We start from the raw sequence: 17,823 nt of genomic DNA, 5'->3' as shown, positions 1-17,823 counted from the left end.
ATATATAATGAGATTACACAGAAACTTAGTTTTTACCGTTATTGACTCTATCTTACTAATTTTCAACGAAGGGGAATATGCAGACAAAGTGGTTGCAAAAGCCTTGAAAAAAGACAAACGTTGGGGAAGTGCAGACCGCAAATTCGTAGCTGAGACCATTTACGAAATTGTGCGTTGGAAAAGGCTGTATACTGAAATCGCAGAAGTAAAAGAACCATTTACTCGCGACGATGCATGGCGTATTTTTACCGTTTGGGCTGTATTAAGAGGGTACAACTTGCCGGATTGGAAGTATTTTGAAAATGCTCCTATTCGCCGAATTAAAGGTAGATTTGATGAACTAAGTAAAATCAGAAAATTCAAAGAAGCGATTCCAGATTGGATGGATGAATTGGGCGTAAAAGAATTAGGTGAAGAACTTTGGTCTAAAGAAATAACAGCGCAAAACCAACAAGCACAGGTTATTTTACGTGTGAATACTTTAAAAACAACACGTAAGAAATTGCATGCTATTTTAATGGATTTAGATATTGAAACGATACAACCGGAAGAATATCCAGATGCCTTAATCTTAAAAGAAAGAAGCGAATGTATTTTTAACTGATGCTTTCAAAGAAGGATTATTTGAAGTACAAGATGCTTCTTCTCAGTTGGTAGCTCCTTTCTTAGGGGTTGAACCAGGTATGCGCGTGGTTGATACTTGTGCTGGTGCTGGTGGAAAAACGCTTCACATGGCTTCTTTAATGGAAAACAAAGGGCAGATTATTGCCATGGATATCTATGAAAGCAAGCAAAAACAATTGAAAATCAGAGCGAAAAGAAATAGTGCTTTTAATATTGAATACCGCATCATTGAAGGGACAAAAACCATTAAAAAACTACACGACAAAGCGGATCGCGTATTGATTGATGCTCCATGTAGTGGTTTAGGGGTGATCAAGCGTAATCCAGATACAAAATGGAAATTACAACCTGAATTTATTGAGGAAATCAAAAAGGTACAACAACAAATCTTACAAGACTATTCTAAAATAGTTAAAGTAGGTGGAAATGTAGTATATGCGACTTGTTCAATCTTACCTTCTGAAAATGAGAAGCAAATTGAACAATTCTTAGCTTCTGAACATGGACAGAATTTCAAATTCATTAAAGACCACAAAGTATTGGCGCATCAAACAGGTTTTGATGGGTTTTACATGGCTTTATTAGAAAGAGTTAAATAAGAGCGAAGGAGATTACGGTATGAAAAAGCATTTGGTCGTTGTTTTGTTCGCTTCATTACTCCTTGGTTGTGGATGTACAAAAAACAAAACACAACCCATCACAGGTTTTAGTTCAACAGAAACAACACAAACAGCAGTTTCTGAAACAAAACAGGGCGTTACGTATACCATTCCTCAAACGCTAAAGGCTTACTATAAGGAAATCGATTTTTCTAAATCTAGTGTGGCTTTACAAGAGGATTTAGGTCAATTAACGGCAAAACAACACATTCATCGTCTTACGTATAATGAGTTGTGGGATGTACTGAAAGTAACGGATTTAACTCCTGCAGCCAATGAAGTGTATTTACTTTATGGAGAGCAAGGGGTTCTGCAAGGGAAGAAAGCATACGCAAAAGGAAAGAACCAAAACGGAGGTCGTCAAAACCAATGGAATAGAGAGCATACCTATGCGCGTTCTTTAGGTACACCTAAGCTAGAACAGTCAAGCACAGGAGCAAATGAAGATGCTCATCATATCAGACCTGCGGATGTACAATGGAATGCACAACGAGGCAATAAGAAATTTGCACAAGGAACTGGTACTGCTGGTGATGTACAAGGTGGATGGTATCCGGGAGATGAATGGAAAGGCGATGTGGCCCGTATGATGCTCTATATGTATCTGCGCTACCCTAGCCAATGTTTACCCACCAACGTAGCAGTTGGAGAAAAAAATGATCGCGATGCTCATATGGTAAACACACTGCTGCAATGGAATGCTGAGGATCCTGTTTCTGCAATTGAAATACAACGCAATGAATATTTAAGTAAACCTGAAGTTCAAGGCAACCGAAATCCATTTATCGACAATCCGCATTTGGCAACTCAACTATGGGGTGGACCAGTAGCGGAAAATAGATGGTAAATAACTCAAGGTAAACAACTTATGATTAACAGAAGATTATCAAGATATAGAAAACCAATTCTTTTTAGGATTGGTTTTTTTGTTTGTGCTTTGTGAGGTTTGTGGTTTGTGAGGTTTGTGCTTTGTGAAATCGTGAAGTTGTAGGTTGCTTTTTTGCGAGAGGCTTTTTTGCAAATCGTCTTTAATCAATAAACCTACAACTTCGCAAAAAAAGCGACCTAGCAGATATTAGATAACCAATTTACTTAAAAGCAAAAGACATCTTTACAAAAGACAATTTAACCCCAACGCAAGTCAAATAAAGAGCGTCAAATGTTTGAAAAGGCTGTAAAAATAAAAGGTGTTTGAGGTTTGTTATTTGTGAAGTCGCTTTTTTGCTTTTTGTAAAATCGTGAAGTTGTAGGTCGCTTTTTTACTTTTTCGTAAAGTCGTAAGATTTATCGATTAAAGGAAAATCTACATTATCATCCAGTTATTTGGCAAATTGCCATTTGCCACTACAGTTTTTTTTCATCATCTCACCACCTTATCATCTATCTCATTGGATTATATTTGTTTTCGTATTCGATGAATCTTCACTACGTTCCGATTTCACCATCTCACCCCCTCACCTCACCATCTATCTCATTGGATTATATTTGTTTTCGTATTCGATGAATCTTCACTACGTTCCGATTTCACCACCTCACCATCTCACCACCTCATCACCTCACCACCTCATCACCTCACCACCTCACCATCTCACCATCTCACCATCTCACCACCTCACCACCTCATCACCTCACCACCTCATCACCTCACCACCTCATCACCTCACCACCTCATCACCTCACCACCTCATCACCTCACCACCTCATCACCTCACCACCTCACCATCTCACCACCTCACCACCTCATCACCTCACCACCTCATTGGATTATATTTGTTTTCGTATTCGATGAATCTTCACTACGTTCCGATTTCATCACCTCATCAATCTACACTGCGTTTCGATTTTATTTCTCCCTTTTTCTTTTCTCAAACATCAATTCCTTTACTTTTTCTTTGTCCTCTTTTTCCTTTGATAAATCGAACATCGTACCAAAAACGCGATCCCAAAAGGTATTGCTTACACCAAAGCCTAATTCTTCGTTTTTATAATGATGTAAATGGTGATTACGCCAAAGTGGTTTCATAAACTTAAAAGGTGGAGCAAATGCGTGAATAGCATAATGCATGGAAGCATAGAGTAAATAACCAATAATAAATCCTGGGTAAAACCCAAAGGTATATCGGCCTAAGAGGAGGTATTGTAGTCCAAACAGTATAGAAGCTAAAATAATACTGGGAATTGGAGGCATAAATAGACGCTGTCTATCTCTAGGGTAATGGTGATGATTGCCATGCATAATATAAGCCACGCGTTGTAGGTTTTGCTTTTCACTAATGAGGTGAAACAAATAGCGATGGGCTAAATATTCAAAAAACGTCCAGAACAACATCCCTCCTAAAAAAAGGAGTATGAGGTTCTGAACGGATAAATTGTATGCGGAATAACCGGTATAAATAATATAAGACAATATTGGAATGTACATCCCCCAGATGATAGCGGGATGTCCTTTAGTCAATATTTCTAAATAAGGATTCTCAAATAGTCTCGCCTGTCCTTTGTTATTTATCTTATCAAATTTCATATATCTTAACTACTTTTCTAGCTAAGATAAAAAAATTACCACTTTAACACAACACTTCCCCAGGTAAACCCACTTCCAAAAGCAGCCAAAACGACTACATCTCCGGTTTTGATTTTACCTTCTTCCCAAGCTTCTGTTAGCGCGATAGGCACAGATGCCGCGGTTGTATTACCGTATTTTTGAATATTATTAAATACCTGATTATCAGACAATCCAAATTTTTGTTGAATAAATTGAGAGATTCTCAAATTCGCTTGATGCGGGATCAACATATCGATATCAGATACTTGAAGTTTATTAGCTTCCAATCCTTCCATAATCACTTCACTGAAGCGTACAACTGCATTCTTAAACACAAATTGTCCATTCATATGGGGCATATAGCTCAAATCATCTGGATCATTGTCTTTCAAAATATCAGACACCCATCTTCCTCCCATTCCTGGTGCAATTAAAGCCAGTTCTTCTGCATGTTCTCCTTGAGAGTGAATATGAGTAGATAAAATGCCTGTTTCATCTTCTGAGCGCGTTAAAACAGCTGCTCCTGCTCCATCACCAAAAATAACCGAAACGGCTCTTCCTCTAGTAGTCATATCCAATCCTGCTGAATGTACTTCTGATCCTACAACCAAAACGGTCTTATACATCCCTGTTTTGATGTATTGATCTGCTACAGATAACGCATAAATAAAACCAGAACACTGCGCTCTAATATCTAAGGCAGCTACGGTATTTAGACCTAATTCTTTTTGTAACATAACACCTGGACCAGGAAAATAATAATCTGGACTCAGTGTTGCGAATACAACAAAATCAATATCCTTGGCTTCTACTCCAGCTCGCTCCATGGCTTTTCTAGCCGCTTTCACTCCCATTCCTGAAGTAGTATCTTCTTCCAAAACCTTATGTCTACGCTCGTGAATTCCCGTTCTTTCAACGATCCATTCATGGTTTGTATCCATTATTTTTGACAAATCGTCATTGGTTACTACGTTATCGGGTACATAATAACCTAGACCCGAAATCTTTGATCTAAACATATTTATCTGATTTAATTTGTTGAAGCAAAGGTAAGTTTTTTGTGTATTTTAAAAAACATCAACTACAAAAACGATATATTTTATAAATATTCCACGTATATTGCTCAGATAAACTAAAACAAACAAAAAATGAAGATTTTAAAAACTTCTTTATTCTCTCTTTTTTTAATTACATCTATGTTTGCACAAGAAAATGTAACCTACCAAAAGCCTTCGCAAGAAATTTTGCAACTAGCAGAATTTGAACGCGCTCCTTCTATCTTTATGGATAGCAACATGGAGTATATGCTTTTAAGTTACCGCAGCACATACAAAACATTAGATGATTTAAATGTTGAAGAGATGCGATTAGGTGGTTTACGAATCGATGTAAACACAAACATTTCAAGTACCCTTACGTACATTAACAACCTAAAAGTTAGAAAAGTAAAAGGTCAAACCGAAATTCAGGTGAAAGGATTACCTGCAAACCCTAGAATTTCAAATCTTACTATTTCGCCTGATCAAACGAAAATAGCTTTTACTCATACCACTGCTACGGGTGTTGAACTTTGGGTTGCTGATTTCAAAACAGCAGAAGCTAAAAAACTCACTGAAGCAAACCTAAATGCCAATTTAGGAAATCCTATTACTTGGTTAAGAGATAACCAACAAGTTTTGGTTAGTGTTATACCAGCAAATAGACCTGCTTTAGTAGACACCAAAAAGGATTTACCAACAGGTCCGATTGTTTCAGTTAGTGAAGAAGGGGTTGTTTCTCAAAACAGAACCTATCAAGATCTTTTAAAGAACAAAACGGATGAAGCTAACTTTGAAACGTTGGTCACTTCTGAATTATATCTAGTTGATATAAATGGGTCTAAAAAACTATTCAAAGAGGCAGCGATGTATGCTAGTGAGGCTATTTCTCCTGATGGAAATTACCTGATGCTAACTACATTAGAAAAGCCTTTTTCTTACCTTGTTCCACTGAATCGTTTTCCGATGAAGACAACGATATACAAGATGGATGGAACCTTAGTTAAGGAAGTGAATGATGTACCGCTAAACGAAATCATGCCAAAAGGATTTATGGCCGTAAGAGAAGGAAAGCGAAGCATGCAATGGCGTGGTGATCAACCGGCTACTTTATCTTATGTAGAGGCTTTAGACGGTGGTGATCCGGCAAAAGAAATCGAATACAGAGATGAAGTATTCACTTGGGAGGCTCCGTTTACAGCAGCACCAAAATCTATCGTGAAATTATCACAGCGCTATGCGGGAATTACTTGGGGGAATGATCAAGTGGCTCTTGTAGCAGATCAATGGTATGACACACGTAATATCAGACAATACATCATTAATCCTTCTACTTTCAATGCAAATCCTGTAAAAATTGAAGATCGAAACTCACAAGATGTTTACAGTGATCCAGGAACATTTGAAACAAAAAGAAACGAATATGGTCGCTATACCTTAGCGATTGAAAACAATAAAATGTACTTGATTGGAGAAGGTTATACACCAAAAGGTCAATTCCCTTTTATCGACGAATTTGATTTAGCAACGCTAAAAACAAAACGTTTATATCAATCTACGTATACAACGAAAAAAGAAAGTATTCAATCTATTGAAGATATCAAAAAAGGATTGGTACTCGTTTCAATTCAATCTGCAACAGAGTATCCGAATTACTACTTTAGAAATATCAAGAAGAAAAATGATATTAAACCTATTACTACATTCAAAAATCCTTTTGAAAGCTTAAATGGGGTTTACAAAGAAGTAATTACCTACAAAAGAGAAGATGGTTTAGAACTATCAGGTACTTTGTATTTACCTGCGAATTACGACAGAAAGAACAAAACAGAGAAATTACCTTTATTAATTTGGGCTTATCCAACAGAATATAAAGATAAAAATAGTGCTGGACAGGTAACGTCTAATTCAAGCGAATTTACGTTCCCATACTATGGATCATTTGTATACTGGGTAACGAAAGGATATGCGGTATTAGATGATGCAGCTTTCCCAATTGTAGGAGAAGGAACAGAGGAACCTAATGACACGTATATTGAGCAATTAGTTGCCAATGGTAAAGCAGCAATTGATGCTGTTGATGCTTTAGGTTATATTGATCGTTCAAAAGTTGGAGTTGGAGGACACTCGTATGGGGCGTTTATGACGGCTAACTTATTGACACATTCTGATTTATTTGCTGTTGGAATTGCAAGAAGTGGGGCGTACAACAGAACGTTAACTCCTTTTGGATTCCAAACGGAACAACGCAACTATTGGGAAGTACCACAAGTGTACAATACCATGTCACCTTTCATGAATGCAGATAAAATGAAAACACCGATGTTGTTAGTACACGGAGAAGCTGATAACAACCCTGGAACGTTTACCCTGCAAACAGAACGCTATTTCCAAGCATTAAAAGGATTAGGAGCACCTGTACGTATGGTAATTCTACCGAAAGAAAGCCACAGTTATGTTGCTAAAGAAAACATTTTACATTTATTATGGGAACAAGATCAGTTCTTAGAAAAATATCTTAAATAAAAAAAAGCCCCTATAATAGGGGCTTTTTTTTATTTAAGATATATAGATTTACTCATCAACGCGGTCAATTTTCGCACCTAATGCGCGTAGACGCTCGTCTATTCTTTCGTACCCGCGATCAATTTGATCGATATTTTGAATCACACTTGTTCCTTGTGCAGATAAAGCTGCAATTAACAACGAAATTCCCGCGCGAATATCTGGTGAAGACATGCGTGTTGCTTTCAATTGTGATTTAAAATCATGTCCAATAACAACTGCTCGGTGTGGATCACATAGGATAATTTTCGCTCCCATATCGATTAATTTATCCACAAAGAACAAACGGCTTTCGAACATCTTTTGATGAATTAATACCTCTCCTCTTGCTTGTGTTGCAACAACCAAAATCACACTCAATAAATCGGGTGTTAGTCCTGGCCATGGTGCATCTGCAATAGTCAAGATAGAACCATCAATAAAACTTTGTATTTCGTATCCTTGCGTATGAGCAGGAATATAGATATCGTCTCCTCTTTTTTCTAATTGAATTCCCAATCTCTTGAATGTATTTGGAATAACACCTAAATGCTCCCATCCTACATTTTTAATGGTTAATTCACTTTTAGTCATGGCAGCTAATCCAATCCAAGAACCAATTTCAATCATATCCGGTAAGATACGATGATCGCATCCTGTTAGTGTTTCCACCCCTTCGATAGTCAAGAAATTAGATCCAACACCTGAAATTTTCGCTCCCATGCTATTCAACATTTTACAAAGCTGTTGCAAGTATGGCTCACAAGCGGCATTGTAAATTGTTGTTGTTCCTTTTGCTAAAACAGCTGCCATTACGATATTAGCTGTTCCTGTAACAGAAGCTTCTTCCAACAGCATATCCGCACCCACTAACTGCTCTGCTTCTACTCCATAGAAATGCTCTTCTCTGTTGTATCTAAATGTCGCACCTAGCTTGATAAATCCTTCGAAATGCGTATCCAAACGACGTCTTCCGATTTTATCTCCTCCTGGTTTTGGGATATACCCTTTTCCAAAGCGTCCTAAAAGTGGGCCTACCATCATGATAGATCCACGCAAAGCTTTTCCGCCTGCTTTAAAGTCATCCGAAGTTAAATAATCTAGATTTAGATTATCTGCTTGAAAAGACATTTTATTTGGAGCTAATCGTTCAATTTTCACTCCTAAAGATTCCAATAATTCAATTAATTTATTGACATCAATAATATCTGGAATATTGGAAATTACTACTTTTTCATTTGTTAACAACACTGCACAAAGTACTTGTAATGCTTCATTTTTAGCGCCTTGTGCATATACCTCACCTTTTAATTGGTGACCTCCTTCAATTCTAAATGTACTCATTGCTTTTTACCTTTTGCTTGATAATTGTGCTTGCTATACTTTTTGTTGTTATTTCCTTTTTGGTTATTTGTATTACTCGGACTGTTGTTGTTGTTGTTCGAATAATTGCTTTTATTAGATTGTTTACGATTCACCTGAATCAGGTTAGCCGTAGTAGATAACTCTTCTTCTTGTTTAGATAGATTGATTTTCCCTCCAGAAAGTTCACTAAGATGTTCAAAGATTACTTCATCCTTCACATTGTCTTTGTTCCAGCTTAAGTAACTTTTCTTCATGTGATTGGCAATAACAATAATCAATGCATCTCTCATTTCGCCTTCTTCGAATTTCAACGCTTCCTCAATCATACTTTTGATATTATTGCCATAATAGCGATAACTCAATTGTTTCTTTGGATAAGGTAGAATTTCTGGTTTTGCATACACCGTTTCTCTCGTCGCAATAGGAAATGGACAATCAACCTCTAACTTAAAGTCAGAAATCATAAAAAGCTGATCCCATAATTTATGCTGAAAATCAGGAACATCACGTAAATGCGGGTTCATATCCCCCATCACGCGAATGGCATAATTTGCGGCCTTATTTCGCTCTTCATTATCTTCCATCACGGCAATTTGCTCAATCATTATTTGAAGATGACGACCATAATCGGGAATTACTAATTTATTGGTGGCTGTATTATAGCCCAAGTGTGTTACTGCTTCTGCGGAGTTAAATTTCATCTAATTGGTGTTTACAAAGTTTGGCTATCTGCCTGAGCTATAAAAATATAAAACTTTCTAGGATAAAGCAATTTTTATAGTGATAATAACCCTTCAATAGTTGATAGTTCAATATACTTATCAACGATAGCTTGTGCACTAGTCATATGCACTTTTATCGATACACTGGTAAAAGTACCTTTACTAGAATTTCTGAAGTTAATCACGGGATTCATCTCGTCAAAAGCACGTTCAATTTGAGCGATTTTACTCTCGTCCGCAGGAACAATAAATTTAAATAAATATTCATTTGGCCAAGTTCTCTCAAACTCCAACTTTTCTTTCAAGCTTTCGTAAAATTCTTTCGTCTTAGTATCCATACATTCTTTTGATGCAAATATAAGCATTTTCTATCTTTTTATTGGAGATTGGAAATGAGAAAGTGGAAAAGGGAAATGAGTGAAGGTTATGGGTGAGGTGGTGAGGTGAGGCGGTGAGATGGTGAGGTGGTGAGACGGTGAGGCGGTGAGGCGGTGAGCAAACTTCACAAAGAGCACCCCTTTCTTTTTTAAAGGTGTTTTTCGCTTTTATGCAACATTTCTATTTAATCGATAAACCTCACAACTTCACAAAAAAACAACCTACGATTTCACGACCTCACAAAAAACAAACCTCACTTACCTTTCATAGGAGGTTGCTTAGACTATACTGGGGCCACACTTGGACATTCCTTGGAGTTTCCTTCGACAAAAACCCCTTTTTTCCTAGGAAACTCCAAGGAATGTCCAAGGAAAGTCGAAGGAATGCCCGAGAAATGTAGAAGGAAAGCTAAAGTAGAGTTGTTTGTGAAGTTGTGAAATTTATGGGTTAAATAAGATTTGTTTTCAATCAGAAATTGCTGATCCAAGAAATTCTTTTTTTTGATTCACTCTTAATCAAACAAATTATCCAATTACTTGGTGAATTATGCAGTTACTTGGCAAATTGCCATTTGCCCCTACAGTTTTTTTCATCACCTCCTCACCCCCTCACCTTCTCACCCCCTCACCTTCTCACCCCCTCACCTTCTCAACCCCTCACCTTCTCAACCCCTCACCTTCTCAACCCCATTTTAACCTTCTCTTAATAATAAAGAGTCCTCGAAAAGGCATGCTATCCCAACTTTTTATTATACTTTTGCCCCTTTCCTATTTTTACGTAGAAATGAATACAAAACTCGTTTTAATAATCGGTGGCCCAGGATCTGGTAAGACAACTATTATCAATGAATTAACTGATAGAGGTTACATCTGCTATCCTGAAATATCAAGAGAAGTTACAAAGAAAGCACAAGAGAAAGGGATTGATCAACTTTTTTTAACGGAACCTTTGCTATTTAGTCAACTTTTACTAGAAGGTAGAATTGATCAACATAAAAATGCAGCCGAAGAAGAAGCTCCTATCGTCTTTATTGATCGTGGGATTCCAGATGTACTAGCGTATATGCATTACAAAGGAGATGCCTATCCAGAAAGCTTTGATTTAGCTTGTAAAAATCATATCTATCATCAAATTTTCCTATTACCGCCTTGGGAAAATATCTATATTAGTGATGAGCAACGTTATGAATCATTTGAACAAGCCAATTTAATTCACCGTTACTTGGTTGATACCTATAAGAGTTATGGTTATGATTTAATTGAAGTTCCTAGAGAACCTATCATTAAAAGAGTCGAATTTATCTTAGATCGAGTATAATATAAAAAAGGATTGTTGTAGCAATCCTTTTTACATTTTTGACTACCTTAGTCGAAAGCAAAACCCCTGTTTCAATGACTAAAAAACCGATCGATTTACTTCAACACTATTGGAAACACAGTTCTTTTCGTGAACCACAAGAAGCCATTATCGAATCTGTTTTACAAGGAAAAGATACCTTTGCTTTATTGCCAACAGGCGGTGGAAAGAGCGTCTGTTTTCAGATTCCAGCACTACTCCTACCTGGTACTTGTTTGGTTATTTCCCCTCTAGTTGCCTTAATGCAAGATCAAGTCAACAATTTGAATGCATTAGGTATCAAAGCGGCTGCCATTATTGGAGGTACATCCTTAACGGATATTGATGCAATTCTGGACAACTGTTTGTATGGAGAATATAAATTACTCTATATCTCCCCAGAGCGACTGGAACAAACGTGGTTACTGGAGCGAATTGAAAATTTAAAAATAAGTTTGCTTGCCGTAGATGAAGCCCATTGTATTTCACAATGGGGGCATGACTTCCGTCCTGCTTATCTCAAGATAAATCAATTGCGTAAGCTATTCCCGAGCATTCCTGTGATTGCCTTAACGGGATCTGCCAACCAACGCGTTATCCATGATATTTGCACCAATCTCGAACTGCGCGATGTTGCCTTATTCAAGAAGAGCTTTTATCGCAGCAATTTGATTTATGGGGTCTATAAGGTTGAGAATAAAGAAATCATCGTAGAGCGTATTCTGCAAAAGAATCCCTTTCCGACCATTATCTATGTACGCAGTCGAAAGGAGACGCAAGTATTAGCCCAACAATTGAATCAAAAAAATTATAAGGCGGGATTTTTTCACGGAGGGTTAAACACCTTTGAGAAAAAGAAGCGACTAGACGATTGGGTTTCGGAAAAAACACCTATTATGGTGGCTACGAATGCATTTGGAATGGGAATCGACAAGAAGAATGTTCGCAATGTGATTCACTTGCAGCTTCCTGAAAATTTAGAAAACTATTACCAAGAAGCTGGACGCGCAGGACGAGATGAAACAAAGGCTTTTGCCTCTTTACTCGTTGCACCCAATGAGCCTAAACCTATTGAGGAATGGGCCAAAGACAACCTATTTGACAAAAGTTTTTTAAAACTCGTATACCGCAAGCTCAACAATTATTTGAGTATTGGTCTAGGCGAAGGCTATAATACTTCGTATTCCTTTAGCTTTAATCAGTTTTGTGTACATTATAAGTTTCCGTATACGTTAACTTATAATGCGTTGCAGTTCTTGGATCGTCAAGGTATTTGTAAACTAACCCCCAATTCGACGAATAAAACACAGGTTCAGTTCACTGTGAGTAGTAGTGAATTACTCGACTATGTATATGACAATGAACGACAAGAAAACGTTTTACTGCAGATTATTCGCCATTACCCAGGGATACACGAATACAACACCCCTATTAACTTGGCTTTCATCAGCGAACAAGTAGGGGAACCTATTTTATTTGTACAAGAGTGCTTGCAAACCTGGCATCAAGAAGAACTCTGTGTTTTTACACCAGAGGAACACGATTTGGAAATTACGTTTCTCGAAGCCTGGGAAGAGGATAAAACAATTTATCGAACTTTCCCATTCTTAGAACAACAAAACAACCTCAAACTTGAACAATATCGCGCTATTTACTTTTACGCACAAAATGACGATATTTGTAAGAATAAAATCATCTTACATTATTTCAATGAAACGCTAGAGCAAAATTGTGGGAGTTGTTCCACCTGCTTGCAAGCGAATCAAAAGAAATCAACCGATCAGTTGGCTGACAAAAAAGATCGTATTATCTTGTACTTACAGCATAAACAAGCGGCATCTACAAGTGAAATGGAAGCAGATTTATCGCTTGATTTACAGGATATACTCCTGCTTTTACAACAGTTGTCAGAACAACGAAAAATAAAATTAAATAACAAAAATCAATATATTCTACTATAATGAAAGACTTACGTATCATTTTTATGGGAACCCCTGATTTTGCAGTTGGAATTCTCGATGCGATGTATCAACATAACTTCAATATTGTGGCTGTGATTACAGCACCCGATCGACCAGCAGGTAGAGGACAGAAATTAAAATTTTCTGCGGTTAAAGAATATGCAGTAGAGAAACAATTGCCTGTTTTACAGCCGACGAATTTAAAAGATGAAGCTTTTTTAACGGAGTTAGCTTCTTACCAAGCTAATCTACAAGTGGTGGTTGCTTTTAGAATGTTACCTGCCGCAGTATGGCAAATGCCTTCTTTGGGAACTTTTAACCTACATGCTTCTTTACTCCCTGATTACAGAGGTGCTGCGCCAATCAACTGGGCGATTATCAATGGAGAAACTAAAACGGGTGTAACGACCTTCTTTATTGATGAAAAAATTGATACAGGAGCTATTATTTTAAAGAAAGAAACGGCTATTGGAGCCAAAGAAACTGCCGGCGAACTACACGATCGCTTAATGGTTTTAGGTGCTGAAACTGTGGTAGAAACACTCGAATTAATTCAAAAAGGAGACGTACAAGTGGTTCATCAACCTGCTGAAGACACGAAAACGGCCTATAAATTGAACCGAGAGAATTGCAAAATTGACTTTTCAAAAACAGGTATTGAGATTGAGCAGTTAATCCGAGGTCTAAGCCCTTATCCAGCAGCTTGGTGCATGCTAGAAGACCGCGATACACAGCAAGAATGGAACATCAAAATATACGAAGCACACTTCGAAAAAGAAGAACACCAACTAAATATAGGTCAATTAGTTACAACTAAAAAAACCATAAAAATTGCGGTTCAAAATGGCTTTTTAGACCTCATAAAATTACAGCTACCAGGCAAGAAAATGATGCTAGCAAATGAAGTATTAAATGGGCAAAAATTTAGCGAAAACGCTATCGTTTTATAACTCATTTCCCTACAAAGGAATACTTCACATAGAACCTTAACACAAAAAAAGATATTGCATTGCGTTTTTTTTTTACAAAAAGCTTGTTTTATAACTTTATAACCCTAAATTTGTAATAAGAACGTTAATAAAGTTAACCTTTAAAAAAAATTATTATGAACAAAACAGAATTAATTGATGCTATCGCAAAAGATGCAGAGATCAGTAAAGTTGCAGCTAAAAAAGCTTTAGAATCTTTCTTATCTAACGTTGAATCTACATTAGCTAAAGGAGACAAAATTTCATTGGTAGGTTTCGGTTCATGGTCAGTATCTGAAAGAGCGGCTAGAGAAGGAAGAAACCCTCAAACTGGAAAAACAATCAAAATTGCTGCTAAAAAAGTAGTTAAATTTAAAGCTGGATCTGAATTAGAAGGATCTGTAAACAAGTAGTTACTGACTTTGTTTATGTAATATAAACAGATCAAAATAGTAAAAAATTGAAAAAGTCTTATTATATTGTATAATGAGACTTTTTTTTATGCCGTATTGTTATGACAAAACACGAGATTAATAAAGGAGATTATTTAATTGCACTTCCCTCTGGATATAATCCAACAGATATCGAATTCAACAAATCGGTTATTCTGTTAACGGATCACAATATCGATGGCTGTATGGGATTTATTTTAAATAAACCTACCCCCTATTTGTTAAGCGAATTAGTACCAGAAAGCAATGGTGCTTTTACAGTCTATCACGGAGGTCCTGTTGAATCAGATCGCTTGTTTTGTATTCACAAATGCCCCGATTTAATTCCAGATAGTATTGCAATCACGGATCAACTATATTGGGGAGGTGATTTTAGCGCGATTTTTAGCCATATTGAAATGGGACTACTCACTCATTTGGATCTGCGTTTTTTCATGGGATATTCTGGCTGGGACAATGGCCAATTGGAAATGGAATTAACCAACCAAAATTGGGTAAAAACATCAACTTTGCCCTTCAACCTCTTTGAGCAAGCAACAAAATCTTACTGGAAACAAGCGATACAAACATTGGGTAAAGATTTTCGTATTTGGTCTAATGCACCAGAGAATCCTAATTTGAATTGATTTTTTTTGGTTATGAGTTATAAGTTAAGAGTTATAAGTTAAGAGTGATGGGTTTATGAGAGGGTGAGGTTGTAAGATGGTGAGAGGATGAGAGGGTGAGGCGATGAGATCGTAGGGCGATGAGAGGGTGTTGGATAAGTATTCATATGAATAAAATCAATAAACTTCATAAGCCGTAAACAAAAAAAAAGCTTGAATTAGATCTATTAAAAATCTAATCCAAGCTTTTTTTATTTTATCAATAAATTTTTATTGAGTGAAGTTGTTATTTGTGAAGTTGTTATTTGTGAAGTTGTAAAGTTGTGAGCTTTATCAATTAAAAGATAAATTTACTATTTAGAAAATTTCCCCGTAACCCATAACCTTTAACCCATAACCTTTAACCCATAACCTTTAACCCATAACCTTTAACCCATAACCTCATAACCCAAAAAACTACATCAAGCGAATTTTTGCATTCAAGCGATCGACTAAATCTTTCGCTACTTGCGTCGTAAAGGTTTTCTTTCTGTATTTTGTTACTGGTTGAACCCCTATAATTACATTGGTAATAAAGATCTCATCTGCTTTTTGCAATTCAAATGGAGAAATAGGACTCTCTTCTAACGTGTATTCAGGGTGTTTTCCGAGGAGTTCTATGATTTGCTTGCGCATTATACCCTTTACACAGCCTTCGTCTAATGGAGGGGTTTTAATTACGTTTTTACTTACTACAAATAAATTTCCATTAACTGCTTCGATGATGTTCTTCTTGTCATTCACCAATAAACAGTTTTGATACTCATTTTCTGCTGCGAAAATACTAGCTAGTACATTGACTGCGCGATTCGTTGTTTTTACCGTTGACAGTAAATTGGCTGCTACGTAAAAATCTTTGTACAGTTCAACTTCATACTGCTTCTCTTGAAACGTATATACTGCATCTTCTAAAACTTCTGCAGTTAGTACAAATCCAATTGTTTTATTTTCTTTAGGGAAGTACTTTCCTTCCGCATCACGGAAAACAGTTAAGCGCACGCGAAATGCTTTTGCCTCGCTTGCACTAACATCAACTGTTTTTATAATTTCTTCTTGAAAATTTTCTAAGGTAAATTGCATGGGGATTTCCATACGCATGATTCGCATCGAAGACATCAATCTAAAGTAGTGGTCTTCCGCGAATAAAACTTTTTTATCTAAGACTCTCACTGTTTCAAAAACAGCATCTCCATATAAAAAACCGCGGTTGTTTTCTATCGCAAGGTCTGTAGTAGAAACAAGTTTGCCGTTAACATTAATCATAGTTCTAATTTGTGATTACTATTAACGGCAAATATAAGTTATATTTTATGGAAATTAGGCAGAACCTAACACTTGTTTTAAATCCATGATTTGATTTTCCCACAATTGTTTTGATTCATTTATTTCATCTGCTTCTGCGAAATCAGTTACAATAATGGTGACATCTTTTGTCAATTCATCGCGTATTATTTTAATTTCAAAGTAATATTCGGTATCATCGCCCTCTTCATCTAGCCATCTATATCGTACTCTTTCGTCCGTTTTTCGTGTAACTACCCTTGCTTTTTCCTCCGAATCTCCCCATATAAAAGAATATACTTCTCCTCTTGAGTTTACGTTGTCAGCAAACCATTCGCTTAATCCTGAGGGATCTGACACGTATTGATATAACAATTGAGGGGACGAATTTATTGAAAATTCTAATTCATATTTTTCTTTCATAGCTGTACTTAAAAAAGTTATAATTCCTCGAATATAAACATATTTTGGTAATAAAAAAATATTTTTTAAGAAGCTTACCGTTTGCTTTATATCAAAATAATAGTAACTTTGCACTCGCATTCTAGAAATAGAATAAAAAACCAACATTTGGCGAGGTAGCTCAGTTGGTTAGAGCGCAGGATTCATAACCCTGAGGTCACGGGTTCAACTCCCGTCTTCGCTACAAAAGAAAAAGACACAATCGATGATTGTGTCTTTTTTTGTTTAGGATATATCTGAAAAAATCACTACAAAAAGGATTATTTCAATTGTTTTGGCATTTGCTTTCCTCCCATACTTTCGGCGACTTCCTCTATCCGTTTCTGTTTTGTTTCGTGTCGTTTGGCCAGGACAATCCAACTCAATAGTATTTTTTTGGTCGACTTACTCAAACTCAAGAAATACTCTTTTGAACCGCTGTGTCTAGTAAAAGCTAGTTCTAGATCATCTGGTATGATTAGTTCTTCTACTTCGTCTAAGATAGTCCAAGATCCATTCTGCTTGGCAATTTCAATACTTTCAAAACCAGCTTTGGTCATGCTGTTGCTATCAATGAGGGATTGGACAATCTCTTTATTGATTTTAGACCAAATACTTTTAGGTTTGCGTTTACTAAAATACTGGATAGATGAAGAATCGTCCACTTTTTTTCTTGTACTGTCAATCCAACCAAAACAAAGTGCTTCATCTACTGCTTCCCGCCAACTAATGGAAGGAATATTTGACTTTTTGGTGTAATAAACAAGCCAAATAGAGGATTTAGACTGATGGTTTTCTTCCAACCATTGCCTCCATTCTTCTCTGCTTTGAGGATAATAAGTTTCTATTTCTTTAGACATGCTGTTGTTT

15 protein-coding genes, 1 tRNA gene and 1 pseudogene are annotated in these 17,823 nt (G+C 36.6%); 9 read left to right on the top strand and 8 right to left on the bottom strand.

Going from position 1 to position 17,823, the window contains the following annotated elements:
* The first annotated feature begins 7 nt into the window (after positions 1–7).
* Both M2306_RS02415 and M2306_RS02410 read left to right on the top strand, forming a co-directional pair.
* A pseudogene (locus tag M2306_RS02415) lies at positions 8–1,223 on the top strand (RsmB/NOP family class I SAM-dependent RNA methyltransferase).
* 19 nt (positions 1,224–1,242) lie between these two features.
* Entirely contained in the window at positions 1,243–2,130 is an 888-nt protein-coding gene (locus tag M2306_RS02410) for an endonuclease I family protein (RefSeq protein ID WP_259188967.1), read from the top strand.
* 996 nt (positions 2,131–3,126) lie between these two features.
* Here M2306_RS02410 and M2306_RS02405 read toward each other — a convergent pair.
* Complete coding sequence (locus M2306_RS02405) at positions 3,127–3,804, bottom strand: sterol desaturase family protein (RefSeq protein WP_259188968.1); 678 nt, start codon at positions 3,802–3,804, stop codon at positions 3,127–3,129.
* A gap of 35 nt (positions 3,805–3,839) precedes the next feature.
* Complete coding sequence (locus tag M2306_RS02400) at positions 3,840–4,844, bottom strand: 3-oxoacyl-ACP synthase III family protein (RefSeq protein ID WP_259188971.1); 1,005 nt, start codon at positions 4,842–4,844, stop codon at positions 3,840–3,842.
* A gap of 129 nt (positions 4,845–4,973) precedes the next feature.
* Here M2306_RS02400 and M2306_RS02395 point away from each other — a divergent pair, with 129 nt between their 5' ends.
* Positions 4,974–7,388 (top strand): S9 family peptidase, encoded by a 2,415-nt coding sequence (locus M2306_RS02395; RefSeq protein WP_259188974.1) that lies wholly within the window; start codon positions 4,974–4,976, stop codon positions 7,386–7,388.
* A 48-nt stretch (positions 7,389–7,436) separates the two neighbouring features.
* Here M2306_RS02395 and murA read toward each other — a convergent pair whose 3' ends face one another.
* From murA to M2306_RS02380, 3 genes are all read right to left on the bottom strand, one after another.
* Positions 7,437–8,750, bottom strand: coding sequence for a UDP-N-acetylglucosamine 1-carboxyvinyltransferase (murA, locus tag M2306_RS02390; RefSeq protein ID WP_259188976.1), 1,314 nt, complete (start codon positions 8,748–8,750; stop codon positions 7,437–7,439).
* The gene (locus M2306_RS02385; protein ID WP_259188979.1) at positions 8,747–9,472 is read right to left on the bottom strand and encodes a DUF4290 domain-containing protein; all 726 of its coding nucleotides are present in this window, start codon (positions 9,470–9,472) and stop codon (positions 8,747–8,749) included. Before M2306_RS02385 ends, murA begins: the two co-directional genes overlap by 4 nt.
* Before the next feature lie 74 nt (positions 9,473–9,546).
* On the bottom strand, positions 9,547–9,831 hold the full coding sequence (locus tag M2306_RS02380) for a DUF493 family protein (protein WP_181816698.1): 285 nt from the start codon (positions 9,829–9,831) through the stop codon (positions 9,547–9,549).
* Positions 9,832–10,654: 823 nt separating this feature from the next.
* On the opposite strand from M2306_RS02380, the gene M2306_RS02375 reads away from it, so the two are divergent.
* From M2306_RS02375 to M2306_RS02355, 5 genes are all read left to right on the top strand, one after another.
* Complete coding sequence (locus M2306_RS02375) at positions 10,655–11,188, top strand: AAA family ATPase (RefSeq protein ID WP_181816699.1); 534 nt, start codon at positions 10,655–10,657, stop codon at positions 11,186–11,188.
* Between the two features lie 74 nt (positions 11,189–11,262).
* Complete coding sequence (locus tag M2306_RS02370) at positions 11,263–13,167, top strand: RecQ family ATP-dependent DNA helicase (protein ID WP_259188982.1); 1,905 nt, start codon at positions 11,263–11,265, stop codon at positions 13,165–13,167.
* Entirely contained in the window at positions 13,167–14,117 is a 951-nt protein-coding gene (fmt, locus tag M2306_RS02365) for a methionyl-tRNA formyltransferase (RefSeq protein ID WP_259188984.1), read from the top strand. Before M2306_RS02370 ends, fmt begins: the two co-directional genes overlap by 1 nt.
* 155 nt (positions 14,118–14,272) lie before the next feature.
* On the top strand, positions 14,273–14,548 hold the full coding sequence (locus tag M2306_RS02360) for an HU family DNA-binding protein (RefSeq protein ID WP_002986040.1): 276 nt from the start codon (positions 14,273–14,275) through the stop codon (positions 14,546–14,548).
* A gap of 101 nt (positions 14,549–14,649) precedes the next feature.
* Complete coding sequence (locus tag M2306_RS02355; RefSeq protein WP_259188985.1) at positions 14,650–15,213, top strand: YqgE/AlgH family protein; 564 nt, start codon at positions 14,650–14,652, stop codon at positions 15,211–15,213.
* Between the two features lie 435 nt (positions 15,214–15,648).
* Here M2306_RS02355 and M2306_RS02350 read toward each other — a convergent pair whose 3' ends face one another.
* Entirely contained in the window at positions 15,649–16,494 is an 846-nt protein-coding gene (locus M2306_RS02350) for an aminotransferase class IV (protein ID WP_259188986.1), read from the bottom strand.
* Positions 16,495–16,548: 54 nt separating this feature from the next.
* A complete protein-coding gene (locus M2306_RS02345) occupies positions 16,549–16,935 on the bottom strand; it encodes an START-like domain-containing protein (RefSeq protein ID WP_036462682.1) in 387 nt (128 codons plus the stop codon).
* Positions 16,936–17,084: 149 nt separating this feature from the next.
* On the opposite strand from M2306_RS02345, the gene M2306_RS02340 reads away from it, so the two are divergent.
* A tRNA-Met gene (locus tag M2306_RS02340) sits at positions 17,085–17,158 on the top strand.
* Between the two features lie 76 nt (positions 17,159–17,234).
* On the opposite strand, the gene M2306_RS02335 is transcribed toward M2306_RS02340, so the two are convergent.
* Positions 17,235–17,813: a YdeI/OmpD-associated family protein gene (locus tag M2306_RS02335; protein ID WP_259188989.1), complete on the bottom strand. Its 579-nt coding sequence runs from the start codon at positions 17,811–17,813 to the stop codon at positions 17,235–17,237.
* Positions 17,814–17,823 lie beyond the last annotated feature (10 nt).

The sequence above is a fragment of the Myroides gitamensis genome, assembly GCF_029894455.1.
Classification (GTDB): domain Bacteria; phylum Bacteroidota; class Bacteroidia; order Flavobacteriales; family Flavobacteriaceae; genus Flavobacterium; species Flavobacterium odoratum.
Note: the sequence above shows the minus strand (reverse complement) of the source record. Positions and strands in the feature narration are given on the sequence as shown.

Excerpts from the sequence above, each read along its gene's own strand:
- M2306_RS02335 (WP_259188989.1), bottom strand. The coding sequence starts at position 17,813 with ATGTCTAAAGAAATAGAAACTTATTATCCTCAAAGCAGAGAAGAATGG.
- M2306_RS02400 (WP_259188971.1), bottom strand. The coding sequence starts at position 4,844 with ATGTTTAGATCAAAGATTTCGGGTCTAGGTTATTATGTACCCGATAAC.
- M2306_RS02395 (WP_259188974.1), top strand. The coding sequence starts at position 4,974 with ATGAAGATTTTAAAAACTTCTTTATTCTCTCTTTTTTTAATTACATCT.
- M2306_RS02355 (WP_259188985.1), top strand. The coding sequence starts at position 14,650 with ATGACAAAACACGAGATTAATAAAGGAGATTATTTAATTGCACTTCCC.
- murA (WP_259188976.1), bottom strand. The coding sequence starts at position 8,750 with ATGAGTACATTTAGAATTGAAGGAGGTCACCAATTAAAAGGTGAGGTA.
- M2306_RS02405 (WP_259188968.1), bottom strand. The coding sequence starts at position 3,804 with ATGAAATTTGATAAGATAAATAACAAAGGACAGGCGAGACTATTTGAG.
- M2306_RS02350 (WP_259188986.1), bottom strand. The coding sequence starts at position 16,494 with ATGATTAATGTTAACGGCAAACTTGTTTCTACTACAGACCTTGCGATA.
- M2306_RS02385 (WP_259188979.1), bottom strand. The coding sequence starts at position 9,472 with ATGAAATTTAACTCCGCAGAAGCAGTAACACACTTGGGCTATAATACA.
- fmt (WP_259188984.1), top strand. The coding sequence starts at position 13,167 with ATGAAAGACTTACGTATCATTTTTATGGGAACCCCTGATTTTGCAGTT.
- M2306_RS02380 (WP_181816698.1), bottom strand. The coding sequence starts at position 9,831 with ATGGATACTAAGACGAAAGAATTTTACGAAAGCTTGAAAGAAAAGTTG.
- M2306_RS02360 (WP_002986040.1), top strand. The coding sequence starts at position 14,273 with ATGAACAAAACAGAATTAATTGATGCTATCGCAAAAGATGCAGAGATC.
- M2306_RS02345 (WP_036462682.1), bottom strand. The coding sequence starts at position 16,935 with ATGAAAGAAAAATATGAATTAGAATTTTCAATAAATTCGTCCCCTCAA.
- M2306_RS02375 (WP_181816699.1), top strand. The coding sequence starts at position 10,655 with ATGAATACAAAACTCGTTTTAATAATCGGTGGCCCAGGATCTGGTAAG.
- M2306_RS02410 (WP_259188967.1), top strand. The coding sequence starts at position 1,243 with ATGAAAAAGCATTTGGTCGTTGTTTTGTTCGCTTCATTACTCCTTGGT.
- M2306_RS02370 (WP_259188982.1), top strand. The coding sequence starts at position 11,263 with ATGACTAAAAAACCGATCGATTTACTTCAACACTATTGGAAACACAGT.